Annotated in this window: 19 protein-coding genes; 9 read left to right on the top strand and 10 right to left on the bottom strand. The window is 71.9% G+C overall.

The window, feature by feature from the left end:
- Positions 1-16 precede the first annotated feature (16 nt).
- The gene (locus JIX55_RS35365) at positions 17-943 is read right to left on the bottom strand and encodes a proline dehydrogenase family protein (protein WP_257567298.1); all 927 of its coding nucleotides are present in this window, start codon (positions 941-943) and stop codon (positions 17-19) included.
- Positions 944-1,071: 128 nt separating this feature from the next.
- On the opposite strand from JIX55_RS35365, the gene JIX55_RS35360 reads away from it, so the two are divergent.
- Positions 1,072-2,259 (top strand): PucR family transcriptional regulator, encoded by a 1,188-nt coding sequence (locus tag JIX55_RS35360; RefSeq protein WP_443046604.1) that lies wholly within the window; start codon positions 1,072-1,074, stop codon positions 2,257-2,259.
- 56 nt (positions 2,260-2,315) lie between these two features.
- On the opposite strand, the gene gap is transcribed toward JIX55_RS35360, so the two are convergent.
- On the bottom strand, positions 2,316-3,320 hold the full coding sequence (gene gap, locus JIX55_RS35355; protein WP_257567296.1) for a type I glyceraldehyde-3-phosphate dehydrogenase: 1,005 nt from the start codon (positions 3,318-3,320) through the stop codon (positions 2,316-2,318).
- Between the two features lie 137 nt (positions 3,321-3,457).
- Here gap and JIX55_RS35350 point away from each other — a divergent pair, with 137 nt between their 5' ends.
- Positions 3,458-3,919 (top strand): MarR family winged helix-turn-helix transcriptional regulator, encoded by a 462-nt coding sequence (locus JIX55_RS35350; protein ID WP_257567295.1) that lies wholly within the window; start codon positions 3,458-3,460, stop codon positions 3,917-3,919.
- Between the two features lie 17 nt (positions 3,920-3,936).
- On the opposite strand, the gene JIX55_RS35345 is transcribed toward JIX55_RS35350, so the two are convergent.
- A complete protein-coding gene (locus JIX55_RS35345; RefSeq protein WP_257567294.1) occupies positions 3,937-4,311 on the bottom strand; it encodes a MerR family transcriptional regulator in 375 nt (124 codons plus the stop codon).
- A 64-nt stretch (positions 4,312-4,375) separates the two neighbouring features.
- Between JIX55_RS35345 and JIX55_RS35340 the strand changes: the two genes are divergently transcribed.
- On the top strand, positions 4,376-5,065 hold the full coding sequence (locus JIX55_RS35340) for an alpha/beta fold hydrolase (protein ID WP_257567293.1): 690 nt from the start codon (positions 4,376-4,378) through the stop codon (positions 5,063-5,065).
- Between the two features lie 19 nt (positions 5,066-5,084).
- On the opposite strand, the gene JIX55_RS35335 is transcribed toward JIX55_RS35340, so the two are convergent.
- On the bottom strand, positions 5,085-6,416 hold the full coding sequence (locus tag JIX55_RS35335; RefSeq protein ID WP_257567292.1) for a cytochrome P450: 1,332 nt from the start codon (positions 6,414-6,416) through the stop codon (positions 5,085-5,087).
- Between the two features lie 203 nt (positions 6,417-6,619).
- On the opposite strand from JIX55_RS35335, the gene JIX55_RS35330 reads away from it, so the two are divergent.
- From JIX55_RS35330 to JIX55_RS35310, 5 genes are all read left to right on the top strand, one after another.
- Complete coding sequence (locus JIX55_RS35330; RefSeq protein ID WP_257567291.1) at positions 6,620-8,110, top strand: ABC transporter substrate-binding protein; 1,491 nt, start codon at positions 6,620-6,622, stop codon at positions 8,108-8,110.
- Positions 8,111-8,118: 8 nt separating this feature from the next.
- On the top strand, positions 8,119-9,912 hold the full coding sequence (locus tag JIX55_RS35325; protein ID WP_443046603.1) for an ABC transporter permease subunit: 1,794 nt from the start codon (positions 8,119-8,121) through the stop codon (positions 9,910-9,912).
- Positions 9,902-10,948, top strand: a complete 1,047-nt coding sequence (locus JIX55_RS35320) for an ABC transporter ATP-binding protein (RefSeq protein WP_257567289.1) — start codon at positions 9,902-9,904, stop codon at positions 10,946-10,948. The genes JIX55_RS35325 and JIX55_RS35320 overlap by 11 nt, the downstream gene beginning before the upstream one ends.
- Positions 10,945-11,628: an ATP-binding cassette domain-containing protein gene (locus JIX55_RS35315; RefSeq protein ID WP_257567288.1), complete on the top strand. Its 684-nt coding sequence runs from the start codon at positions 10,945-10,947 to the stop codon at positions 11,626-11,628. The genes JIX55_RS35320 and JIX55_RS35315 overlap by 4 nt, the downstream gene beginning before the upstream one ends.
- Before the next feature lie 148 nt (positions 11,629-11,776).
- Positions 11,777-13,450, top strand: coding sequence for a serine/threonine-protein kinase (locus JIX55_RS35310; protein WP_257567287.1), 1,674 nt, complete (start codon positions 11,777-11,779; stop codon positions 13,448-13,450).
- A 25-nt stretch (positions 13,451-13,475) separates the two neighbouring features.
- Here JIX55_RS35310 and JIX55_RS35305 read toward each other — a convergent pair whose 3' ends face one another.
- Complete coding sequence (locus JIX55_RS35305; RefSeq protein WP_257567286.1) at positions 13,476-14,084, bottom strand: TetR/AcrR family transcriptional regulator; 609 nt, start codon at positions 14,082-14,084, stop codon at positions 13,476-13,478.
- A 111-nt stretch (positions 14,085-14,195) separates the two neighbouring features.
- On the opposite strand from JIX55_RS35305, the gene JIX55_RS35300 reads away from it, so the two are divergent.
- The gene (locus JIX55_RS35300) at positions 14,196-15,779 is read left to right on the top strand and encodes an MFS transporter (RefSeq protein ID WP_257567285.1); all 1,584 of its coding nucleotides are present in this window, start codon (positions 14,196-14,198) and stop codon (positions 15,777-15,779) included.
- Here JIX55_RS35300 and JIX55_RS35295 read toward each other — a convergent pair.
- The 5 genes from JIX55_RS35295 to JIX55_RS35275 all read right to left on the bottom strand — a co-directional run bounded on the left by JIX55_RS35295 (position 15,757) and on the right by JIX55_RS35275 (position 24,167).
- Positions 15,757-18,687: a helix-turn-helix transcriptional regulator gene (locus JIX55_RS35295; RefSeq protein ID WP_257567284.1), complete on the bottom strand. Its 2,931-nt coding sequence runs from the start codon at positions 18,685-18,687 to the stop codon at positions 15,757-15,759. The genes JIX55_RS35300 and JIX55_RS35295 overlap by 23 nt on opposite strands.
- 146 nt (positions 18,688-18,833) lie before the next feature.
- Positions 18,834-20,423, bottom strand: a complete 1,590-nt coding sequence (serA, locus tag JIX55_RS35290) for a phosphoglycerate dehydrogenase (RefSeq protein WP_257567283.1) — start codon at positions 20,421-20,423, stop codon at positions 18,834-18,836.
- A 229-nt stretch (positions 20,424-20,652) separates the two neighbouring features.
- On the bottom strand, positions 20,653-21,654 hold the full coding sequence (gene ilvC, locus JIX55_RS35285; protein ID WP_257567282.1) for a ketol-acid reductoisomerase: 1,002 nt from the start codon (positions 21,652-21,654) through the stop codon (positions 20,653-20,655).
- A 117-nt stretch (positions 21,655-21,771) separates the two neighbouring features.
- Complete coding sequence (gene ilvN / locus JIX55_RS35280; protein WP_257540274.1) at positions 21,772-22,299, bottom strand: acetolactate synthase small subunit; 528 nt, start codon at positions 22,297-22,299, stop codon at positions 21,772-21,774.
- Between the two features lie 20 nt (positions 22,300-22,319).
- Positions 22,320-24,167, bottom strand: coding sequence for an acetolactate synthase large subunit (locus tag JIX55_RS35275; RefSeq protein ID WP_257567281.1), 1,848 nt, complete (start codon positions 24,165-24,167; stop codon positions 22,320-22,322).
- Positions 24,168-24,199: the final 32 nt, after the last annotated feature.

Raw genomic sequence — 24,199 nt, 5'->3', positions numbered from 1 at the left:
GCGGGCGGTTTCGGGCTCAGCCCTTGCTGACCATCGAGCGGACGAAGAAGCGCAGGTTCGCCGGCTTTTCCGCCAGGCGGCGCATGAAATAGCCGTACCAGTCGGTGCCGTACGCGGTGTAGACGCGCATCCGGTGTCCCTCGGCGGCGAGCCGGAGATGTTCCTCGGTGCGGATGCCGTACAGCATCTGGAACTCGTACTCGTCGAGCTTGCGCCCGGCCCGGCGGGCGAGTTCCTGGGTGATGGAGATGAGGCGCGGGTCGTGGGACCCGATCATCGGGTACCCCTCTCCCGCCATGAGGATCTTCAGGACGCGGACGTAGGCCTTGTCGATCTCGGTCTTCTGCTGGAACGCGACGTCGGCGGGCTCCTTGTAGGCGCCCTTGACCAGCCGTACGCGGCTGCCGTTCGCGGCGAGGCGGCGGGCGTCGGCCTCGGTGCGGAAGAGGTAGGCCTGGATGACGCAGCCGGTCTGCGGGAAGTCCCGGCGCAGCTCGTCGTGGATGGCGAACATCGAGTCGAGGGTGGTGTGGTCCTCCGCGTCGAGCGTGACCGTCGTACCGATCGCGGCGGCGGCCTCGACGACGGGGCGGACGTTGGCGAGGGCCAGCTCGTGGCCGCCCGGGAGGGCTTGCCCGAAGAGGGAGAGCTTGACGGACATCTCGGCGCGGTCGCCGAGCTCCAGCTCCTTCAGGCGGTCGATCAGCTCCAGGTAGGCGTCGCGGGCGGCGGCGGCCTGCTCGGGGCGGGTGATGTCCTCGCCGACGACGTCCATCGTCACTTCGAGGCCCCGGTCGGTGAGGTCCCGGATGACCGGCACGATGTCGTCGACCCGTTCGCCGGGGATGAAGCGGTCGACGACCTGCCTGGTCACGGGCGCCGCCGAGATCAGGCGTCGCATCCGGTCGCTGCGCGACGCGGCGAGAATCACGGGACCCAGCACGGGGCACCTCCACAAACCAGCAGATAGAACCACCGTGAAACCTAAGGATCCCTCGGATCGTCGGCCATCGACAGCTGTCACGCATCCGTGCCCCAGATCTCAGACAGATGTATGAAGGCCCATGGAAAATGCGGCAGAATGCCCAGGTGACGTCGGAATTCAAGGGTGACTACCAGGAGCTCGTCGATGAGATCTCGGAGCTGCTCGGTGCCCCGGCGACGCTGGAGAACCGCGACTTCGAGCTGATCGCCTTCGGCACGTACGACAGCGAGGACGACCTCGATCCGTCGGCCCTGGACCCGGTCCGCACCCGCTCGATCCTGACCCGCCGCTCGACGGCGGCGGTGCGGGAGTGGTTCGAGGGCTTCGGCATCACCCGGGCGACGGCCCCGGTGCGGATCCCGCCCACCCCCGAGGCGGGGGTCCTGCGCGGCCGCATCTGTCTCCCCGTACGCCATCGGGGTGTCGTCCTCGGCTACGTCTGGCTGCTGGACGGCGAGCCGGCCCCCACCGACGTCCAGCTGTCCGCCGCCATGGCCGTCGCCTCCCGTATCGGCGCCCTCCTGGCGGACGAGGCCCAGGCCGGGGCCGATCTCACCCGGGAGCTGCGCGCGGTCCTCACCGCCGAGCCCGGCTGGGAGCGCGACATGGCGGTCGCGGAGCTGCGCACAGCCCTCGGCCCGCGCGGCGACGGCGTCCACACGATGGTGTGCGTGGCCCCCTGGCCGTCCGCCGACCCGGACGAAGCCCCGTCCTTCCGTACGGTGCCGGGGGCGACCGCGCTGTGCACGGTGCCGTGGGGTGCGGCGGGCCAGCGTCTGGCCCTGCTGGTACGGCTCCGTTCGGCGGACGTTCCGGCGCCGGCGCTCGCGGCCGCCGCCCGGCTCCTGGAGCGCGCGGGAACCCACGCGGCGGCCGGCGTCGCGGGCGCCCGCACCGGCCTCGCCGAACTGGGCACCGCCTGGCGCGAGGCCTCGGCGGCGGCCCGAGCGGTGCTGGCGGAGCCCCGCCTGGGCCCGGTCGCCGAGTGGCGTTCCATCGGCCCGTACCGTCTCCTGACCGCTCTCCCCCGCGACACCCCCCAGGACCCCTCCGTCCGCACCCTCCTGACCCCCACCCACCACGAACTCGCCCACACCGCCGAGGTGTTCCTCGACTGCGCCGGCCAAGCCGGCCGCACCGCCGCCGAACTGGGCATCCACCGCCAGACCCTCTACTACCGCCTCTCCCGCGTCGAACAGCTCACGGGCCTGGACCTGGACGACGGCGAGGACCGGCTGCTGCTGCACATGGCGCTGAAGGGGGCACGGCTCTGACCGTGTGGTGCGAGGCGGCGCTGCCGCCAGGGCCGCCGGTCAGCCGGGACGCCGCGTCACAGGGAGGCGCCGACCAGCAGGGCCAGGTCGATGAGACGGTTGGAGTAACCCCACTCGTTGTCGTACCAGCCGACGACCTTCACCTGCGACCCGGTCACGCGGGTCAGCTCGGCGTCGAAGACGCAGGAGGCGGGGTCGCCGACGATGTCGCTGCTGACGATGGGCGCCTCGGTGTACGAGAGAAGACCCTTGTACGGCCCGGCCGCGGCCGCCTCGTACGCCTCCTTCACCTCCTGCACGGTGGTGCTCCGGCCGGGGGTGACCGTCAGGTCCGTGACGGAGCCGGTGGGCACGGGCACCCGCAGGGCGAAGGCGTCCAGACGGCCGGCCAGTTCCGGGAGCACCAGGCCGATGGCCTTGGCGGCTCCGCTGGAGGTCGGCACGATGTTGAGGCCCGCCGCGCGAGCGCGGCGCAGGTCCGTGTGGGGGGCGTCCTGGAGGTTCTGGTCCTGGGTGTAGGCGTGGACGGTGGTCATCATGCCGGCATCGATGCCCACGGCCTCGTGCAGCACCTTGGCCAGCACCGCAAGGCAGTTGGTGGTGCAGGAGGCGTTGGAGATGATCGTGTGACGCTCCGGGTCGTAGGCGTCATCGTTGACGCCGAGGACGAGCGTGATGTCCTCCCCGCTCGCCGGGGCGGCGATGATGACCTTCTTCGCGCCGCCTTCGACGTGCGCGCGCGCCCGGGCGGCGTCGGTGAAGACGCCCGTGGACTCGATCACGACGTCCACTCCCAGGTCGCCCCAGGGCAAGGCACCGGGGTCGCGCTCGGCAAGGACCTTGACCGTCCGGTCGCCCACACGGATCGCACCCGGCTCAGCGGCGATCTCCGCGGGGAAGCGGCCCAGGATCGAGTCGTAGGCCAGGAGGTGGGCCATCGTTGCGACGTCACCGAGGTCGTTGACGGCGACGATCTCCAGCTCGGAATCCCGCGCGGCCGCCGCACGGAAGACGTTGCGGCCGATCCGCCCGAACCCGTTGACGCCGATACGCACTGTCATAGATGTGTTCCTCACCTTGCGCCATGAGTGACGTTCACGCGCCATTGCGCCCAGGTGCGATGCGGCTCACACACCGCCGCAGCGCGCCGGGGAGCGATTCATTAGGACATTATATAAGTCTGCGATACATTTCAAGGGTGACCGATTCTCCGCACGGCAGCACAGAAGACGACTTGGACGTTGACGTCCTCACCAAGACGATCGAGAACTTCAATCGCTTCTACATCCGGCTCCCCACGTTGCGGAAGCTGTCGTTCACGACGCTGTCGGTGCTGGACACGCTGGCCCACAGCGGTCCGAAGCGGCTGACCGAACTCGCCAAGACCGAGCAGATCAGCCAGCCAGGGCTCACCCAGTTGGTCACCAGGCTCGAGCGCGACGGACTCGTGGAACGCCGCCCCGACCCGACGGACGGACGCGCCGTCCTCATCCACATCACCGAAGGCGGCCGACAGATCGGCCAGGCCCGGCACGACGACCGGGCCCGTCATCTGCTCCCGCTGATCGCCCAGCTGACGCCCGAGGAACGACGGGCGATCGCCGGGGCCCTCCCCGTCCTCTCCCGCCTCGCGGAGATCGGGACCCGGTCGCGGCGATAGGGCGCGCGCTCACCCCTTCAGCGAGCGCGCGCCCGCACCTGCCGCGCCTCGGTCGCGTCACGGAACTCGGCCAGCGCGGCCCGGCGGCGGCTGAGTTCCGCGATGTCCGCGTCCATCCGTTCCAGGTGTGTGGTCATCGTGCGCAGCACCTCCGGGCAGGGCTCGATCCCCGGCCCTTCGCCGTCGGCACACGGCAGCATCTCGCGGATGGAGTCGGTGGTCAGCCCGGCCGCCAGCATGCCCCGGATGCGGGCGACGACGTACGGGGCGTCGGGTGCGTACACGCGGTATCCGCTGCTGTCGCGGTCGGGGCGGAGCAGGCCCTGCTCGTCGTAGTACCGCAGCAGCCGGGCCGGGACTCCGGTCCGCCGTGACAGCTCGCCTATCCGCACTGATTCTCCTCACCACGCCCGGGACTTGACCTTCACACCGGTGTGATGGGTCAACGTACGAGGCATGCGCGATTCATTCCCCTCCCTCGCCACCACCGTCACGGGCACCGGCCCAGGACTGCTGCTGGCACATGGCGCCACCGGCAGCATCGAAGACAACTTCGCACCGGTGCTGCCCGCCCTCGCCGCCGCCCACACCGTCGTCGCCCCGGACTACCCCGGCTCGGGTGCGACCCCCGTCGCCGACGCCCCACTGGAACTCGACGAACTCACGGACGCGGTCGTCGACTGCGCCGTGCGGCACGGCGTCGGACGGTTCGCGGTGCTCGGCTTCTCGCTCGGCACGCTGGTGGCGGTGCGCGCCGCCGTACGCCATCCCGAGCGGGTGACCGCGCTCGTGCTGACCGCCGGGTTCGCCCGGCCCGACGACCACCTGCTCGGCCTCCTTCCCGGTTGGCGCGCCGAGGAGCCTCCCGCTCTCCGCCCTCACATCGATCTGGTCCCCTCCCTCGACATCACCGGTGACCTGGCCGAGGTCGCCGTGCCCACGCTGGTCGTCGCGACGACCGCCGACAGCGTGGTCCCGCCCAGCGGCTCCCGTGACTTCGCGGCCGGCATCCGGGGCGCGCGGTACACGGAGATCGACAGCGACCACGTGGTCATGGTCGAGCGCCCGGAGGAGTGGCTGAAACCGGTCCTCGGCTTTCTCCACTCCCTCGCGTTCTCGGACGGGAAGGACGGTGAGGGGGAGTGAAACCGCAGGTCGTTCCCCCTCAGCCGGCCGGCGGTGCCAAGGTCGCCGGGGTGGGCCCGTCGGGGCGGACGGTGATGCCGTACACCGCCCTCGTGGGAGGGGTGGAGAAGGCCGGGGTGTGGGCCGGCAGGAGGTGTTCGAGCAGGACGGTCGATTCGCGGAGCGCGAACTGCAGGCCGAGGCAGGCGCGGGGGCCGATACCGAAGGGGAAGTAGGCGCCCGGGTGGGTGGGGCGACCGTCCGGGACACGGAAGCGCCGGAGGTCGAAGTGCTCCGGGGCCGGCCACAGTTCGGGATCGCGGTGGGTGAGGTACGGGCAGACCAGGATGTCGGTGCCCGCCTTGACGGTGTAGCCGGCGAGAGTGTCGTCCTCGATGGCGTGGCGGGGCAGGATCCAGGCGGACGGGTAGAGCCGGAGCGTCTCCTGGACCAGCGCCTGGATGGCCTGGCGGCGCCCGGCCGAGCCTTCGCCGCCGGCGGCGAGCGCCTCTTCGCGGGCGGCGGGGTGCTGGTCGAGGAGCAGGTAGAGCCAGGTCAGAGTGGTGGCGGTGGTCTCGTGCCCGGCCGCGAGCAGGGTGACGAACTCGTCGCGGATCAGCTGGTCGGTGTACTCGGGGCGCTCGGTGGCGGCGTCGGTCAGGACGTGCAGCAGGCCCGGGCCGTCGGGGCCGGCCTCCCCGCCGCGGGCGGCCTCGATGGCGTGCCGGGCGACCGCGTCGATCCGGGCGAGATCGGCGGCGACGGCATCCCGGGCATCGATGGCGTCGACGGGGAGAGTCGGAAGGACCGTCGCCACGGCTTCGACGGCCGCCAGTTCGCGCTCGGTCTCGTCATCGAGGGGGTGTCCGGTGAGAGAGCGCCAGATGGTGTCCAGGGCGAACCGGCGCATCTCCTGCCCGACATCGAGGGTCTGCCCGGTACGGGCGTACCCCCTCCAACGCCCGGCGGTCGTCCGGGCGGCCTCCGTGATCCGCTGTTCGTAGCGGCGCATCCCGGTGCCGGTGAACTGGGAGCGCAACAGACGGCGTTGCCGTTTCCACGCCTCACCGGTGGCGGCGAGGACGCCGTCGCCGATCAGCAGACGGGCGCGGTGCGAGCGCTTGACGTACCGCTCCGGCTGCCGGGCGAGTACATGCTGGACCGCCTGCGGGTCGGTGACGAGAACGGTGGGCGCCGGCCCGAGGCGGAACGCCGCGACGCCGCCGAGCTGTTCGCGCACCTGGGACAGCAGCTCGATCAGTTCGCCTCCCCCCGCATGCCACCGCTTCACCAGTCCGGGCTCGGCTTCGGGGACCGGCCGCCCCGTTCCGGGAACGTACGGGAGGGCGCCGAGACCGGCTTCGGGGTCCATGTTCCTTCTCCTGGTCGGCCGTTGGGCTTCGCTGCCCTGTCGGAGCACTGGCACCACGGACTGTACGGGAGCGGGTACTTGCCGTGACAGCCCTTGCCCTGACCGGCCACGAGCGGCCGAAAACCACGCTTCTGAAAATGATTGTCATCGTGCTACGGTCATGCGCGTTCCATCTTTGACCACGCCTTTACTCGGAGTGTCCCGTGCGCCTCCCGGCCCGTTTCGTCCCCCTCACCGCGGTCACCACCGCGGCCTCCGCCCTGCTCACGGGCTGCTTCTCGTCGACGGGATCCGAGGAGACCGGGAGCGAGGGCAAGCGGATACGGATCGCGATGATGCTGCCGCCCCGCTCGGCCCTGTCGCCGCTGTCCGACGACGCGTTCAAGCTGTCGCGCTGGTCGACCGCCGAGACCCTGGTGAGGCTGAACGCGGAGGGCGACGCGCAGCCCGCGCTGGCCACCAAGTGGAAGCAGTCGGGCAAGTCGTGGACGTTCACGATCCGGGACGGTGTGACCTTCCACGACGGTACGAAGCTGACGGGTGAAGCCGTCGTCAACTCCCTCACCGAGGCGGCCACCGCCTCCCCCAAGCCCCGCATCCTCGACGGCGTGGAGCTGACCGCGAAGGCCGACGGCGACACCGTCACCGTCACCACGGGCACCGAGGACCCGCTGGTCCCGCAGCGCCTCAGCTCGCCCCAGCTGGCGATCCTCGCCGCGAAGGCGTACGAGGGGAAGACGGTGAACCCGGTCGGCGCGGGCACCGGCCCCTTCGAGCTGACCAAGGTCGACGGCACCGCCTCCGCCGCCCTCGACCGCTACGACGACTACTGGGGCGACAAGGCCAAGGCCCCCGGCATCGATGTGAAGTTCGTGCCGGACGGCACCGCCCGCGCGGCCTCCCTGCGCAGCGGCGAGGCCGACATCGTCGAGGCGATCCCGGTGTCGCAGGCGGCCGTGCTCGACCAGGACCTGATCACCGAGGTCCCGATGCCCCGCACCAACACCCTCTACCTCAACACCGAGAAGGGCGTCTTCAAGGACGCCTCCCTGCGCGCCGCCGCCCGTGAGGCCATCGACGCGAAGTCGATCGTCGAGGGTGTGTACGAGGGGCGGGCGGATGTCGCCGAGGGTCTGCTGGGCCCCGCGCTCCCCTGGGCCGCCGAACTGCGGTCGACGGTGAAGCGCGCCGAGGCCGGTGACCCGGACGGCAAGACCATCACCATCGGTACCTTCACCGACCGCGCCGAGCTGCCCGAGGTCGCGGCCACGCTGCAACAGCAGCTGCAGAAGGCCGGGTTCAAGGTGAAGCTCGACGTGCGCGAGTACGCCAACATCGAATCCGACGCGCTGGCGGGCGAGTTCGACGCGTTCATCCTCTCCCGGGCGACCGTCCTCGACTCCGGCGACCCGGCCGCGTACCTCTACAGCGACTTCGCCTCCGACGGCTCGTTCAACCTCTCCCAGCTCGCCGACAAGACCGTCGACACGGCCCTCGACAAGGCCTCCGACACGGCCGCCGGTGACGCCCGCCGCAAGGCCGTCATCGACGCCGAGGCCGCCGTCCTCACCACCGACGGGGCCGTGCCGATGCTCCACGAGCGGGTGATCCAGGGCGACGCGGCCGGCGTGGTGGACGCGGCGCACGACCCGCGCGAGCGGGAGCTGGTCACGGCGGACACCTACGTCAGGTGAGGAAATCCGTGCGGAAGTCGGTCGGCCCGGCCGGGCCGACCCGCTTCATCTGTCTGGTCGCCGTCCTGACCGTCGTCGGTCTGCTGCCGTGGCTGTCCGGCCGCGATCCCGCGCTGACCGTGCTGCGCGCCCGGTCGGCCGAGCAGGAGGCGACGCCCGAGGCGCTGGCCGCGATCCGTGACGACCTCGGTCTGGGCGCCGGTCCCCTTTCCCTGCTGGGGAGTTGGGCCTCGGGGCTGCTGCGCGGCGACCTCGGCACATCATGGGTGTCGGGCACCGACGTCCTCCCCTCGGTGGTCTCCGGCCTCCAGGTCTCCCTCGGCCTGATGGGCGCCGCCTTCGCCGTCGCGGTGCTGCTGGCCTGCGCGCTGGTCGCCCCGGTGCTCGTACGGGGCCGGGGCTCGGCCGGCGCGTTCGCCGCGATGCTCGCCGCCGTGCCCGAGTTCCTGCTGGCCACGGTGGCGTTGCTGGTGTGCGGGGTCTGGCTGGGCTGGCTGCCGACGGCGGGCTGGGCCGGCCCCGAGTACCTGGTCCTCCCCGCGATCGCCCTCGGCGTCCCGGCCGGCGGTCTGCTGGGCCGCCTGGTCGCGGACGCGCTGCCCGCCGTGCTCGACGAGCGCTGGGTGGAGCTGTGGCGCGGCGCGGGCGTGAGCCGGGCCCGCGTCTCGGCGGCCGCGCTGCGCCGCGTACTGCCGCCCCTGGTACCGCAGTTCGGCATGGCCGCCGTCGGCCTGACAGGCGGTGCGGTCGCCGTGGAGACGGTGTTCGCGGTGCCCGGCATCGGTCGTACGGCACTGGGCGCGGCCAAGTCCCAGGACCTGCCCCTCCTCCAGGGCTCGGTCCTCGCCCTCCTCGCGCTGGGCCTGGTCGCCGGCGCCCTGGCCGCGCTCGCCCGGCGCCGGCTCCTCGGGCCGGCCCTGCGCGACGCCGGCCTCAGCCTCCCGCCGGCCCGCCCGGTCCGCACCCATCCGGCGATACCGCTGGTCCTGGCCGCCGTCCTCCTCGTCACCATCGGCTGGGGCCTGCTGCGCGACCCGTACACCGTGGACACCGCCTCCCGTCTCCTCCCGCCGTCCTGGGGGCACCCGCTCGGCACGGACGGACTCGGCCGTGACGTGCTGGCCCGCCTCGGCCACGGCGCGGCCTCCACGGTCGGCACCGCCGCGGCGGTCTGCGCGCTGAGCCTTCTCGTCTCCCTGGCGCTCGGCTTCCTGCCGGGCGTGGCCGAGGGCGCGGCGGACATCGCCAACGCGCTGCCCCCGGTGATCGTCGGCATCCTCGTCGCCGCCGCGGCCGGGCCCGGCACGGGTGGCGCGGCCCTCGCCGTGGCCCTGATCTCCTGGCCGGCCCTGGCCGCCCACGCGGCGGCACTGGTCCAGGAGGTCCGTGCGTCCACGTTCCTGACCGCTCAACGGGCCATCGGCGCGAGCCCGTCGTGGATCCTCACCCGGCACGTCCTCCCGTCCGTCGCCGCCCCGGTCGCCCGCCACGCCGTCCTCCGTCTCCCGGGCATCGCCCTGGCCCTCGCCTCCCTCGGCTTCCTGGGCCTCGGCGCCCAACCGCCCACCCCCGAGTGGGGGCTGCTCCTCGACGAGTCCCGCGCCTACGTGGAACGCGCCCCGTGGGCGGCCCTGGCGCCGGCGGTCGCCCTGGCCCTGCTGGCCGGGCTGGCGGTGTCGGGAGCGACGTACGCGGAGGGACGGCGTGGCCGGAAGACCCGCCGGAGTGCACAGAGTTCCAAGGGGCCCGTGGGCTCGAAGAGCGGGCAGACCGTGGTGAAGGAGGCCCCCGTTGACGTCTGACGACGTTCTGCTGTCGGTGCGCGAGCTGCGGATCGCGTTCGACGGGGTGGAGGCCGTGCGCGGTCTGTCCTTCGACGTCCGCCCGCGCGAAGTGCTCGCCCTGGTCGGCGAGTCGGGCGCGGGCAAGTCCCTCACGGCCCGGGCGCTGCTCGGGATGCTGCCCAGGGGGGCGACGACGAGCGGGACCGTACGGCTGCGGGGTGAGACGGACATCGCCGCGCAGCGCGGCCGCCGTATCGCCCTCGTCCCCCAGGACGCCCTCTCCGCCCTCTCCCCCGTGCACCCCGTGGGCGACCAACTGGCCGCCGCCGTACGGTCGGTGGCGGGCGTCTCACGCAAGGAGGCCCGCGCCCGTGCGGTCGCCGCGCTCGACCGGGTGGGCATCCCCGACGCCGTACGCAGGGCGCGGGCGTATCCGCACGAGTACTCCGGCGGTATGCGCCAGCGAGCCGTGATCGCCATGGCGACGATCAACGAGCCGGACGTCGTCGTCGCCGACGAACCGACGACCGCGCTGGACGCGGAACTCCAGGAACAGGTGCTCCGGGTCCTCGGCGAGCAGCGCGAGGCGGTCGGGGCCGCGCTCGTGCTGGTCACCCACGACCTGGGCGTCGTCCGGGAGCACGCCGACCGCGTCCTGGTCATGTACGCCGGGCGTCAGGTCGAACAGGGCCCGGCGAAAGGGGTGTTGGGGCGCCCCCGGGCGCCGTACACGGCGGGGTTGCTGGCGTCGTTGCCGCCGGAGGACGTCAGCGGGGACGACCGTGTCGACGGTCGCGGCCATGACGGCGACGATCCGCGTCCCGCTGCCGGCCGTCGTCGACGACGGCTGCCCTCCATCCCCGGCTCCCCGCCCACCCCCGACGCCCTCCCGCCGGGCTGCGCCTTCGCGCCCCGTTGCCCGCTCGTCGAGGACCGCTGCCGTCACGAGGAACCGCGGCCGTGGACGACCGCCGATGACGATCACGAGGTCTCCTGCCACCGATGGGAAGACGTCCCGTATCCCGTAGCCGAGTTGTTCCAGGAGCCCGTATGAACCAGAGCGACCCCCTGCTCGACGTACGCGACCTGGTCGTCCGCTACGGCACGGTCACCGCTGTCGACCAGGTGTCCTTCACGGTGGACGCGGGCGAGACCCTGGCTCTGAACGGCCCGTCCGGCTGCGGCAAGTCCTCCACGGTCGCCGCCGTGCTCCAGCTGCGGCGCCCGGAGTCGGGCGAAGTCCGTTTCGAGAGGCGCGAGTTGACGGCTCTCACCGAGAGCGAGCTGCGCCCGCTCCGCCCCCGTATGCAGCCCGTCTTCCAGGATCCGTACGGCTCGCTCAGCCCCCGCCACCGCATCCGGGACGCGGTGGCGGAACCCCTGCGCGTCCAGGACCGCTGGGACGCCACGGGACCCGCCCGCGTCGCCGAGCTCCTGGACCGGGTCGGCCTGGACCCGGCCTACGGCGACCGCTTCCCGCACGAGCTGTCCGGCGGGCAGTGTCAACGGGCCGGTATCGCCCGGGCGTTGGCATCCGAGCCCCGGCTGCTGGTCCTCGACGAGCCGGTGTCCGCCCTCGACCCGTCCATCCGGGCCGGAGTCCTCAACCTGCTCGCCGACCTCCAGGACGAGCTGAACCTGGCGTACCTCTTCATCTGCCACGACCGTGCGGTCGTACGCCACTTCGCGGACCGTTCGATCGAGATGCGGGCGGGGAAGCTCGTACCGGCCTAGGTGGTTTCGCCCCGATCAGCGGACCGCACTCGTGCCCCACTCCGAACAGCAGGTACACAACAACCTTTAGGCTGCTGCAGTTGGTCAGCACATCGGACCGACGGACCGGGGGATCAGGGGATCAGGGGGACCAGGGGGACGTGAACCGTTGAACAACGCGACTGAGGTGTTCCAGCCGTTACAGGCGGACGATCCGCCCCAGGTGGCCGGCTACCGCCTCGCCGCCCGGCTCGGCGCGGGTGGCATGGGCCGGGTCTATCTGTCGCACACGCAGGGCGGCCGGCCGGTGGCGATCAAGGTGGTGCGCCCGGAACTGGCCGACGACCAGGCCTTCCGGCGGCGGTTCGGCCGGGAGATCAAGGCGGCCCGGCGGGTCCGGGGCGCGTACACCGCCGAGGTGATCGACGCCGACGCGGACGGCGTACCGCCCTGGCTGGCCACACTGTACGTACCCGGCCCGTCCCTGGCGGAGGCCGTCGGCCGACGCGGACCGCTGCCGGTGCCGGCGGTGCTGTGGCTGATGGCGGGGGTGGCCGAGGCGTTGCAGGCCATCCACGACGAGGGCATCGTGCATCGCGACCTGAAGCCGTCGAACGTGCTGCTGGCCGCCGACGGGCCCCGCGTGATCGACTTCGGTATCTCGCTTGCCTCCGGCGTCACCTCGAACACCGCCACGGGCACGGCGGTCGGCACTCCCCAGTTCATGGCTCCCGAGCAGGCGACCGGGGGTGAGGTCACGCCGGCGACCGACGTGTTCGCACTGGGCCAGACGGCGGCGTTCGCGGCACTGGGCGAGCCGCTCTACGGGGACGGCCCCTCGGTCAGCGTGCTGTACCGGATCGTGCACTCGGAACCCGAGCTGTCCCGTCTGCCGGAGCAGCTCCGTCCGCTGATCGCGCGGTGCCTCGCCGCCGACCCCGAGGAGCGGGCCACCCTGACGGAGGTCGTCGAGTGGTGCCGGCGGCGTCTGGGCCGGGACGCCGACGCGGGCGGAGGGCCTGCGGTCTGGCGGGAGGTCACCGGGCCGGAGGTGATGGTTCCGGCTCCGGTCCCCCACCCCACCCCGGTGCATACGACGCCGTTGCTCGCGCCGCCGCACCCGATGGGGCCGACGGGGTGGACCGGGTCCACGAGGCCCGCCGGACCGATGGGGCCGGCCAAGCGGCGGATCCGCCGCCGGCGCACCGCGCTGATCACGGCCGTCGCCGTGACCGCGGGCGCGCTGCTGCTGACGGGCCTGGCGTGGACGGTCAAGGAAGGGGTGGACCGGTACCGCGACCGGAACACGGCCTCCTCCTCGACGGCCGGTCCGGGCGCGTCCGCACGGCCGTCGGAGTCCTCGGCGGGATCCGCGGCCGACTCAGGGGCGGACGCGGCGGACTCGGGGACCGATGACCGGACATCGGAGACAGCGAGCCCCTCCCCGACCGCGCCCCGGGAACCGCAGCCCACCGCCTATCCCCAGCAGTTCCTGACCCAGAAGAACTCCCTCGACATCAAGAAGGGCGACACGCGCGAGAACCGCGAGGGGGACGTCCGCTTCACCTGCGAGGAGATCGGCTGCGCGCTGGAGAGCGACAGCAGCGTGATCACGATGATGTACGCCGATCCGGGCGCCACCCTCGCCACATGCCGTATCGCCCTCACCGGCGCCGAGAGCCGCAGCTTCACCCTCGCCGGGGCGGCGGCCGGCAGCGAGTTCTGCGTCAAGCACCCCTCCGGGGACATCGCCCTGCTGGTGATCCAGGTGAAGTCGACCGCGCTCGGGGACAGCGAGGCCAGCTTTGTCACCGCGGACATGACGGTGTGGCCGGCGGCATAGCGGGTGCCCTGAGGCGGGCCAGGGCCTAGGCCCCGTCGGCTCCCGCGCCCCCGGGCTTCGCCGCGGCCGCCATCACCCGGCGGAGCCCCTCGGCGAGTTGGTCGGCCTCGGGGGCGCTCGGCGGGTCGAAGGTCCACTGGGCGATCAGCCCGGTCATCAGGGTCACGAAGAACTTGCCGAGGGTGTCCACCTCCTGTTCCGTGACGTCCTCGTCCCGGCCGCCCATGAACATGGGGATGAGGCCCCGCCCGGACTCCCGCTGCGCCAGCGCCAAGTGGTCCCGGACTTCGGGCAGTTGGTCGCCCATGACGATGATCTCCATGCTGAGCCGCCACATCGAACCGGGCTCCCGCATGGTGTCGATGACGTTCCCCCACACCTCCTGGAACCGTTCGACCGACCCGGGCTCGGTGCCGCCCGTCACCGGCTCCTCCGCGTCGAAGGCCTGGGACAGGTCTCCGACCAGGGCCACGTACGCCTGCGCCAGCAACGCGCCCTTCGAGCCGTAGTGGTAGCCGATCGACGCCAGGTTCGTCCCCGACTCCTTGACGATGTCGCGCGCCGTCGTCCGCGCGAACCCCTTCTCCAGCAGGCAGCGCTTGGCGCCTTCGAGCAGATCCTCACGGTGTCCCATGCCGGTCAGCGTATCTCCGCGGCCATACAACCGTCCTAGACGCATGTTTTAGACGTCTGTTTTATACGCTTGTACTAGACGGGCGTATAAGACGTCCGTACAGTCAGCCCCATGACGACGAAACCGAAGAACCCGGCCGCCCCCGACGCCCCTCGGGGACGGGCCGGCCGCCGTGAGTGGACCGCCCTGTGCGTCCTGATGCTTCCGCTGCTGCTGGTCTCGATGGACGTGTCGGTGCTGTACTTCGCGGTACCCGCGATCAGCGCGGATCTGGAGCCGAGCGGCACGCAGCAGCTGTGGATCTTCGACATCTACGCGTTCGTACTGGCCGGACTGCTGATGACGATGGGCTCGCTCGGTGACCGCATCGGCCACCGCCGGCTGCTGCTGATCGGCGCGGCGGCGTTCGGCGCGGCGTCGCTGGTGGCCGCGTACGCCGACAGTGCCGAGACGCTGATCGCGGCGCGTGCGGTCCTCGGCATCGGCGGCGCGACGCTCATGCCGTCGACGATGGCGCTGACCCGGACGATGTTCACGGACCCCGGCCAGCGGGCGCAGGCGATCGGCGTCTGGTCGGGGGTGATGGCTGGGGGCGTCGCGCTCGGCTCGGTGCTCAGCGGTGTGCTGGTGGAGTTCTTCTGGTGGGGCTCGGTGTTCCTGGTGAACCTCCCCGCGATGGCGCTGCTCCTCGCCCTCGGCCCGGTCCTGCTCCCCGAGTCGAAGGACCCGGCCCCCGGCCGCTTCGACCTGCTGAGCATCCCGCTGTCGATGGCCGCCGTCCTGCCCGTCGTCTACGGCCTCAAGGAGATCCCGTCGGAGGGCTGGAACGCGCGGTACGTGGTGTCGGTGACCGTCGGCCTGCTCTTCGCGGCCCTCTTCGTCCACCGGCAGCGCACCACGGCCTCACCGATGCTCTCCCCCGCGCTGTTCCGCGGCCACGGCTTCACCCCGGCCCTCGTCCTCAACCTCGTCGCGGCCTTCGGGATGATGGGCTCGGCCTACTTCACCACCCAGTACCTCCAGTCCGTCCTCGGCAAGAGCGCGCTGGAGGCCGCGCTGTGGGGACTGCTCCCCTCCGTGCTCGTCGGCGTCGCCGCGCCGGTCACGACCCGGCTCGTGCAACGGGGCGTGAACCGGGCGTACGTGGTGGCCGCGGGCTTCGCGACCGCTGCGGCCGGGTACGCGCTGCTGGCCACCGCCGGCACCGACTCCCTCTGGCCGGTCCTCGCCGGCTCCGGCGTCCTGGCCGCCGGCATCGTCACCGTCCTGTCCCAGATGACCGACCTCGCCCTCGGCGCCGCCCCAGTCGAACGCGCCGGCTCCGCCTCCTCCCTCCTCGAAACCAGCCAGGAGTTCGGCGGCGCCCTCGGCATGGCCGTCCTCGGCTCCATCGGCACCGCCGTCTACCACCACGAGATGCCGGCCTCCGCGCCCGCTCCGGCCCGCGAGACACTCGGCGGCGCCCTGGCCGTCGCCGACCAACTCCCCGGCGCCGCGGGCGAGTCCCTGACGACCGCCGCCCGCGCCGCCTTCACCAGCGGTATGCAGGGCGCGGCACTCGCGGGGGCCGTGGTGCTGCTGGGAGCGGCCGGGCTGGCGGTGGGGGCACTGCGGGGCGTAGGGGCACGGGAGCGCGACGAGAAGTGCTGCGCCCAGGCTGAGGCGAAGGAAGTCAGCGCGGCGGGCCGGTCGTGATGAGCCCCTCCCGGTACGCGATGGCCACCGCCTCCGTACGACTCGCCGCGCCCAGCTTGGCGAGGATGTTCGACACATGCACGCTGGCCGTCTTCCCGGTGATGAACAGTTCCTCACCGATCTGCCGATTGGTGCGCCCGAGCCCGAGCAGCCCCAGCACATCGCTCTCCCGCGCGGTGAGGGCGGGGATCCCCTCGCCCCCCGAAGCCTCCGCCAACCGCCCCCGCCGGACCAGCACGTCCAGGGCCGCACGCAGCCCGACGGCGCCCAGCCGGTCGGCGGTCTCACCCGCCAGCCGGGCCTCCGCCGCGGCCTCCTCCCGCGCCCCCTCCCCCAACAACGCCTCGGCGAGCCGCAGTCGACACCGGGCCCGCTCGTACGGGTCGCCGAACGCGAACGCGTCCACCGCCCTCCGCCACGCCCCCGCATCGGGCCCGGTACGCACCCGCACCCACTCCGCCTCGGCCCGTGCCAGCCAGGCAAGTCCCTCCGGCCCCTGCTCGATCCCGCCCTCCCCCTCGGCGGCGATGGCCCGCGCCAGTTCCACCAGCTCATCCCCGGTGGCGGCCCAGCCGCGAGCGCCCGCCTCGTCCCCGGCCGACCGCCGCTCCACCGCCGCGTCCGCGAGCGCGGAGAGCGCGAGCGCGGCGAGCCGTACGGTGACGTGGGGCGGACCGGACTCGTCGGAGAGCGCGGCGACGGTCGTGCGGACCTGCCCGACCGCGGCCTCGGGATCGCGCCGCGCCACGGCCACCTCGGTGAGGACGATGCCCGCGACCTGCGTGGCCATCCAGTCGAACGGCCCGTCGAGCAGCGCGCGGGCCCGGTCCGCGGCGGTCTCGTCGCCGCGCGCGAGGGCGACGCACAGGGCGGGCCCGATCACATGGCCGCCCGCGGCGGGCAGCCGGTCGGTGCCGGCGGCCGAGCGGGCGCACTCGTCCCAGCGGCCGAGGGTGTAGAGGCAGAGGGAGTGGAGGTAGCGCATCTCCACCGGGTACGGGGAGGAGAGGAGACCGGTGCGGCCGGCGCGGTCGAGGCCCTCGGAGAGCCAGTCGAGGCACTCGTCGAGGTCACCGGATTCGAAGCAGCCGATGGCGAGATTGAACAGGGCACGCATCTCGACGGGAACGTTGCCCGCTGTGCGGGCCAGTTCGCGGGCGTGGCGCAGGCGCGCACGGCCCTCCCGGGAGCGCCGGTTGCTCCGGGCATCGAGACTGACCACGGAGATGATCAAGTCCGCCTGGGCATCGGCCAGTCCGAGCTGCTCGGCGACGCGTAGCGCATCGCTCGCGACCTGCCCGGCCTCCGCGTTTTCCCCCACGTACCGCGCCGCCATGACATGGGTGGCCGCCGCCCACACCCAGGTCCGGGACGGCGGCTCGGCGGGGATCATCGCCAGCGCCTCGCTGCTGTACCGGAACGCGGCCTCCAGGCTGTCGACACGCATCAGGTCGCCGGCGAGGGTGTAGCGCACCCGGGCGGCCAGCTCCGAGTCCGCGTCCGGACCGGCTCCGGCCAGCGCCGACCGGGTGAGCGAGACCGCGCGGTGGTTCTCCCCGGCGCGCGCGGCGGCGGCCGAGGCACGCAGGGTGAGGGTGACCGTGTCGAGATCCCCGGGCCGGGCACCGGCGTCCACGGACGACCACAGATCGAGGGCGCCCTCCAGATGCCGCAGTTCCTCGGCGGGCGCCCCGATCCCGTGCGCGTGATCGGCGGCTTCGACGGACGCCGTCAGCGCGTCGGCGAGGTCATGGCTCTCGCGCGAGTGGTGGGCCCGCTCGGCGCTCTCGCCCGGGCGGCCCCGGCGGGCCAGCAGCTTGGCGAACACCCCGTGCAGCCGTACCCGTTCGCCCGGCAGCAGATCCGCGTAGACCGCCTCCCGGGTGAGAGCGTGCCGGAACTCGTACGTCGCCCCCGCACCCGGCAGCAGCAACTGCCGCCCCACCGCCTCCCGCAGCACCGACTCCAGCTCGTCGTCCGGGAGTTGTACGGCGTCCCGCAACAGGTCGTGCTCGACCCGACGGCCCGCCACCGCCGCCGTGCGCAGCACCTGCTGGGCGGCGCCGGGCAGTTGCTCGATTCGGATCAGCAGGACGTCGGCCAGACCGCTCGGCAGCACCGCCCCGGGTTCGTCCGCCGTCGCGGCCAGCAGTTCCTCCGCGTAGAACGCGTTGCCCTCCGCACGCTCGACGATCCGGCCGACCGTGGCATCGGCCAGTGGCTCGGCCCGCAGCGAACGCACCAGTCGCGCGACCTCCGCGTCCGGCATCGGCCGCAGCTCCAGCCGCTCCACCGCGGGCAGCCGCACCAGCTCGGCGAGGAGGGGGCGCAGCGGGTGACGGCGGTGCAGATCGTCCGCGCGGTACGAGGCGAAGACGGCGAGGCGGTGGGCGGGGGTGCCGGAGGTCGGGCGCTGCGGTACGCCCCTGCTGAGCAGGAAGCGGAGGAGGTCACGGGAGGACTGGTCGGCCCAGTGCAGGTCCTCCAGCACGAGCAGGACGGGGGTCGTCTCGGCGAGGTCCGCCAGCAGCGCGGCGACGCCCTCGAAGAGCTGCAGCCGGTCACCGCCGTCCGCGCCGCCGCCGAGGAGGCGGCCGGTCGCCGGATGCGCCCGGAGAAGCGGCGCGAATCGTTCGTCCGCGGCGAGGACGCCGAGCACCTCCGTGAACGGGAGGTACGGCAGACCGACATCACCCAGATCCACACAGTGCCCGGTGAGTACGGTCGTCCCCTTGCCCACCGCATACGCCGCCGCCTCCGCCAGCGTCCGGCTCTTGCCGACCCCCGCGTCCCCCGCGACCAGCACGGCCCGGGGTTCGCCGCGCCCGGCCCGGTCCAGCACATCCGTCAACCGGGCCAGTTCGGCGTCCCGCCCGACGAACGGCGCGTGGAATATGTTCTGCGGCACCCCGCCATCCTGGCACGGAGGTCCGACACCGCACCGTTTCTTTCAGGGGCGCGGCCCCTGGGACGGGACGGGTAGGGCGGCGGGGGCGAAAAGGCGGGGCCCGGCCACCCCGGTGACCAGGCCCCGCCTCCCGCAAGAACGAACCGTCAGACCAGGTTCACCGACCGCGCCGACGTCGCGCCGATCTCCTCCGCGACCTCGGCGAGGACCGGCTGGGGAACCGTGTCGTCGACAGTGAGGACCGCGAGGGCCTCACCGCCCGCGGTGGAGCGGGCGACCTGCATACCGGCGATGTTGATGCCGGCCTCGCCGAAGATACGGCCGACGGTGCCGACGACGCCGGGACGGTCGACGTAGCTGAAGACGACCATGTGGTCGGCGAGGGCGAGGTCGACGTCGTAGTCACCGACCGCGACGATCTTCTGGTGGTGCTTCGGGCCGGCGAGCGTGCCGGAGACCGACACCTCCTCGCCGCTGCCGAGCGTGCCACGCACGGTGACGACGTTGCGGTGGTCCGGCGACTCGGAGCTGGTCGTCAGACGGACCTCGACACCGCGCTCCTGCGCGAACAGCGGAGCGTTGACGTACGAGACCGTCTCGTCGACGACGTCCTCGAAGACACCCTTCAGCGCGGACAGCTCCAGCACCTTCACGTCGTGCTGGGTGATCTCGCCGTACACCTCGACGTCGAGACGGACCGCGACCTCACCGGCCAGCGCGGTGAAGATACGGCCGAGGCGCTCCGCGAGCGGCAGGCCGGGCTTGACGTCCTCGGCGATGACACCGCCCTGGACGTTCACCGCGTCGGGGACCAGCTCACCCGCGAGGGCGAGCCGCACGGACCGCGCCACCGCGATGCCCGCCTTCTCCTGGGCCTCGTCGGTCGAGGCACCCAGGTGCGGGGTGCAGACGACCTCGTCCAGCTCGAACAGCGGCGAGTCGGTGCAGGGCTCCTTGGCGTACACGTCGAGGCCCGCGCCCGCGACCCGGCCCTCCTTGAGCGCCGAGTACAGCGCGGCCTCGTCGACGATCCCGCCGCGCGCGGCGTTGACGATGCGCACCGACGGCTTGACCTTCTGCAGCGCCTCGGCGCCGATCAGGCCGACCGTCTCGGGGGTCTTCGGCAGGTGAACGGTGATGAAGTCGGAGACCTCGAGCAGCTCGTCCAGCGACAGGACCTTGACGCCCATCTGCGCGGCCCGCGCCGGCTGCACGTAGGGGTCGTAGGCGACGACCTTCATGCCGAACGCGGACATGCGCTGGGCCACGAGCGCACCGATGCGGCCGAGGCCGACGACGCCGAGGGTCTTCTCGGCCAGCTCCACGCCCGTGTACTTGCTGCGCTTCCACTCGCCGTTCTTCAGCGCCGTGTTCGCCTGCGGGATGTGACGGGCGGAGGCGAGGAGCAGACCGCAGGCCAGCTCGGCGGCGGTCACGATGTTCGAGGTGGGGGCGTTGACGACCATCACGCCGGCCTTGGTGGCGGCGGAGACGTCGACGTTGTCCAGGCCGACGCCGGCTCGCGCGACGACCTTCAGCTTCTTCGCGGCGGCGATCGCCTCGGCGTCGACCTTGGTGGCCGAGCGGATCAGGATCGCGTCGACGTCGGCGATGGCCGGAAGCAGTTCGGCTCGGTCCGCTCCGTTGCACTGCCGGATCTCGAAGTCCGGTCCTAGCGCGTCCACGGTGGCGGGCGACAGCTCTTCAGCGATGAGTACGACTGGTTTCGAGCTCACGTGAGTCCTCACAAGTCCAATGCTGCGGACGGCCGTCCCGACGGCCGCAGGCGGTGGAGGGTGGTGGCCGCGTGGAAGACGCACGACGCTGTGGGCCTGACGCGTATGTAGTGCAGCAGTGTAGTGGCGCCGAGAGCGTCGCCTCACGCCGCTGCGGAAGGATCACCCGGATGGGAAAGCAGGCCGGCCATGGCACCGGGTGAACCCCGCCATGGCCGGCCTCCTCAGATCACGCCTCGTCGTCGTTGACCCACGACATCAGCTTGCGCAGTTCCTTGCCCGTGGTCTCCAGCAGGTGCTCGGAGTCCTGGGTCTTGTACTCGTTGTACTTCTTCAGACCGCCGTGGTACTCGTCCATCCACGCCTGGGCGAAGGTGCCGTCCTGGATCTCGGCGAGGACCTTCTTCATCTCGGCCTTGGTGGCGTCCGTGATGATCCGCGGGCCGGTGACGTAGTCGCCCCACTCGGCGGTCTCGGAGATCGACCAGCGCATCTTCTCCAGGCCGCCCTCGTACATGAGGTCGACGATCAGCTTCAGCTCGTGCAGGCACTCGAAGTACGCGATCTCCGGCTGGTAGCCCGCCTCGGTCAGCGTCTCGAAGCCGGCCTTGACCAGCGCGGCCGTACCACCGCAGAGAACGGCCTGCTCACCGAAGAGGTCGGTCTCGGTCTCCTCGGTGAAGGTCGTCTTGATGACGCCGGCGCGGGTGCCGCCGATGCCCTTGGCGTACGACAGGGCCAGCGCGAAGGCGTTGCCCGTGGCGTCCTGCTCGACGGCGGCGATACACGGAACGCCGCGGCCCTCCTCGTACTGGCGGCGGACCAGGTGGCCCGGGCCCTTGGGGGCGACCATGCAGACGTCGACGCCGGCCGGGGGCTTGATGAAGCCGAAGCGGATGTTCAGACCGTGGCCGAAGAACAGCGCGTCGCCGTCGTTCAGGTTGTCCTTGATGTGCTCCTCGTAGACCTGGGCCTGGATCGGGTCCGGGACGAGGATCATGATGACGTCGGCCTCGGCGGCGGCCTCCGACGGGGTCACCACGCGCAGGCCCTGCTCCTCGGCCTTCGTCTTGGACTTGGAGCCCTCGTGCAGACCCACGCGGACGTCCGCGCCCGAGTCGCGCAGGGACAGCGCGTGGGCGTGGCCCTGGCTGCCGTAGCCGATGACCGCGACCTTGCGGCCCTGGATGATGGACAGGTCGGCGTCAGCGTCGTAGAACAGCTCGGCCACTTTGGGTTCTCTCCTTGAGTGCAGGTGTTGCGTCCCACCGTATGACGGCGGGGGGAATGAAAGTCCGCGGGTCTCGGCATACGGGCGGCCGACTTTCGACGGCCGCCCGTTTCACGGTCAGGCCGACCGGTCCAGGGCGCGCAGCGAGCGGTCCGTGATCGAACGGGCACCGCGGCCGATCGCGATCGTGCCGGACTGGACCAACTCCTTGATGCCGAACGGCTCCAGCATCTTGAGCATGGCGGACAGCTTGTCGCTGGAGCCGGTGGCCTCGATGGTGACGGCCTCCGGGGAGACGTCGACCGTCTTGGCGCGGAACAGCTGGACGATCTCGACGATCTGGGAGCGCGTCTCGTTGTCGGCGCGCACCTTCACCAGAACGAGTTCCCGCTGAACGGCGGAGCCCGGCTCCAGCTCGACGATCTTCAGGACGTTGACGAGCTTGTTGAGCTGCTTCGTCACCTGCTCCAGCGGCAGTTCCTCGATCACGTTCACGACGATGGTGATGCGGGAGATCTCGGGGTGCTCGGTGACACCGACCGCGAGGGAGTCGATGTTGAAGCCGCGACGGGAGAACAGGGCGGCGATCCGGGCCAGGATGCCCGGGGTGTTCTCCACCAGGACGGAGAGCGTGTGCTTGGACATGTCTGAAGGGTCTCTCTCGCTCAGTCGTCTTCGTTGTCGCCGAAGTCGGGGCGGACGTCCCGGGCGGCCATGATCGTGTCGTTCGAGGTGCCGGCGGCCACCATCGGCCACACCATCGCGTCCTCGTGGACGACGAAGTCGACGACGACCGGGCGGTCGTTGATCGAGTTCGCCTCCTCGATGACCTTGTCGAGGTCGTCCGGGGACTCGCAGCGGATCGCGTGGCAGCCCATGGCCTCCGACAGCTTCACGAAGTCGGGGACGCGGGTACCGCGGGCGTTCGGATTGACGTCGTCCGGGCCGCTGTGCAGGACGGTGTTGGAGTAGCGCTGGTTGTAGAACAGCGTCTGCCACTGGCGGACCATCCCGAGCGCGCCGTTGTTGATGATGGCGACCTTGATCGGGATGTTGTTCAGGGCGCAGGTGGTGAGCTCCTGGTTTGTCATCTGGAAGCAGCCGTCGCCGTCGATCGCCCAGACGGTCTGCGCCGGGGCTCCGGCCTTGGCACCCATGGCGGCCGGGACCGCGTAGCCCATCGTTCCGGCGCCGCCGGAGTTCAGCCAGGTGGCGGGCTTGTCGTACTGGATGAAGTGGGCGGCCCACATCTGGTGCTGGCCGACGCCCGCCGTGAAGATCGTGCCCTCGGGGGCGAGTTGCCCGATGCGCTCGATGACCTGCTGCGGGGAGAGCGAGCCGTCGGCCGGCTGGTCGTAGCCGAGCGGGTAGGTCTCGCGCCAGCGGTCGAGGTCCTTCCACCATGCGGTGTAGTCCCCCTGTCCGCCCTCGCTGTGCTCCTTCTGCACGGCCTGGACCAGGTCGGCGATGACCTCGCGGGCGTCACCGACGATCGGCACGTCGGCGGCGCGGTTCTTGCCGATCTCCGCCGGGTCGATGTCCGCGTGGACGATCTTGGCGTGCGGGGCGAAGCTGTCCAGCTTGCCGGTGACGCGGTCGTCGAAGCGGGCGCCGAGGGCGACGATCAGGTCGGCCTTCTGCAGTCCGGTGACGGCGGCCACGGAACCGTGCATGCCGGGCATGCCCAGGTGCTGCGGGTGGCTGTCGGGGAACGCGCCGAGCGCCATCAGGGTGGTGGTGACGGGCGCGCCGGTCAGCTCGGCGAGCACCTTCAGCTCGGCGGTCGCCCGCGCCTTCAGGACGCCGCCGCCGACGTAGAGGATCGGCCGCTTCGCGGCGGTGATCAGTTTAGCGGCCTCACGGATCTGCTTGGCGTGCGGCTTGGTGACGGGCCGGTAGCCGGGCAGGTCCATGGCCGGCGGCCAGCTGAAGGTGGTCTTCGCCTGCAGGATGTCCTTGGGGATGTCGACCAGGACAGGTCCCGGGCGGCCGGTGGACGCGATGTAGAACGCCTGCGCGATCGCCCGGGGGATGTCCTCCGCCTTGGTGACGAGGAAGCTGTGCTTGGTGATCGGCATGGTGATGCCGACGATGTCCGCCTCCTGGAAGGCGTCCGTACCGATCGCCTTGGACGCGACCTGCCCGGTGATCGCGACCAGCGGCACGGAGTCCATGTGCGCGTCCGCGATCGGGGTGACCAGGTTGGTGGCGCCCGGCCCGGACGTTGCCATGCACACCCCGACCTTGCCGGTGGCCTGCGCGTAACCGGTGGCCGCGTGGCCGGCGCCCTGCTCGTGGCGGACCAGCACATGACGCAACCGCTTGGAGTCCATCATCGGGTCGTACGCCGGCAGGATGGTGCCGCCGGGGATGCCGAATACCGTGTCGGCCCCGACCTCCTCAAGAGAGCGGATGAGGGACTGCGCACCCGTGACGTGCTCGACGGGGGTGGACTGTCCTCCGGATCGGGGCCGCGGCTGCGGATGGTGGGCCCCGGTGGCCTGCTCGGTCATCGGCATTCTCTTCTCGATGCTGAGGGTGTTTT

Source organism: Streptomyces sp. DSM 40750 (assembly GCF_024612035.1).
Taxonomy (GTDB): domain Bacteria; phylum Actinomycetota; class Actinomycetes; order Streptomycetales; family Streptomycetaceae; genus Streptomyces.
The sequence above is the reverse complement of the archived record's forward strand: the minus strand, read 5'-3'. Positions and strand labels throughout refer to the sequence as shown.

Excerpts from the sequence above, each read along its gene's own strand:
- JIX55_RS35360 (WP_443046604.1), top strand. The coding sequence starts at position 1,072 with ATGCGGCAGAATGCCCAGGTGACGTCGGAATTCAAGGGTGACTACCAG.
- gap (WP_257567296.1), bottom strand. The coding sequence starts at position 3,320 with ATGACAGTGCGTATCGGCGTCAACGGGTTCGGGCGGATCGGCCGCAAC.
- JIX55_RS35340 (WP_257567293.1), top strand. The coding sequence starts at position 4,376 with ATGCGCGATTCATTCCCCTCCCTCGCCACCACCGTCACGGGCACCGGC.
- JIX55_RS35335 (WP_257567292.1), bottom strand. The coding sequence starts at position 6,416 with ATGGACCCCGAAGCCGGTCTCGGCGCCCTCCCGTACGTTCCCGGAACG.
- JIX55_RS35315 (WP_257567288.1), top strand. The coding sequence starts at position 10,945 with ATGAACCAGAGCGACCCCCTGCTCGACGTACGCGACCTGGTCGTCCGC.
- JIX55_RS35305 (WP_257567286.1), bottom strand. The coding sequence starts at position 14,084 with ATGGGACACCGTGAGGATCTGCTCGAAGGCGCCAAGCGCTGCCTGCTG.
- JIX55_RS35300 (WP_257567285.1), top strand. The coding sequence starts at position 14,196 with ATGACGACGAAACCGAAGAACCCGGCCGCCCCCGACGCCCCTCGGGGA.
- ilvN (WP_257540274.1), bottom strand. The coding sequence starts at position 22,299 with ATGTCCAAGCACACGCTCTCCGTCCTGGTGGAGAACACCCCGGGCATC.
- JIX55_RS35275 (WP_257567281.1), bottom strand. The coding sequence starts at position 24,167 with ATGACCGAGCAGGCCACCGGGGCCCACCATCCGCAGCCGCGGCCCCGA.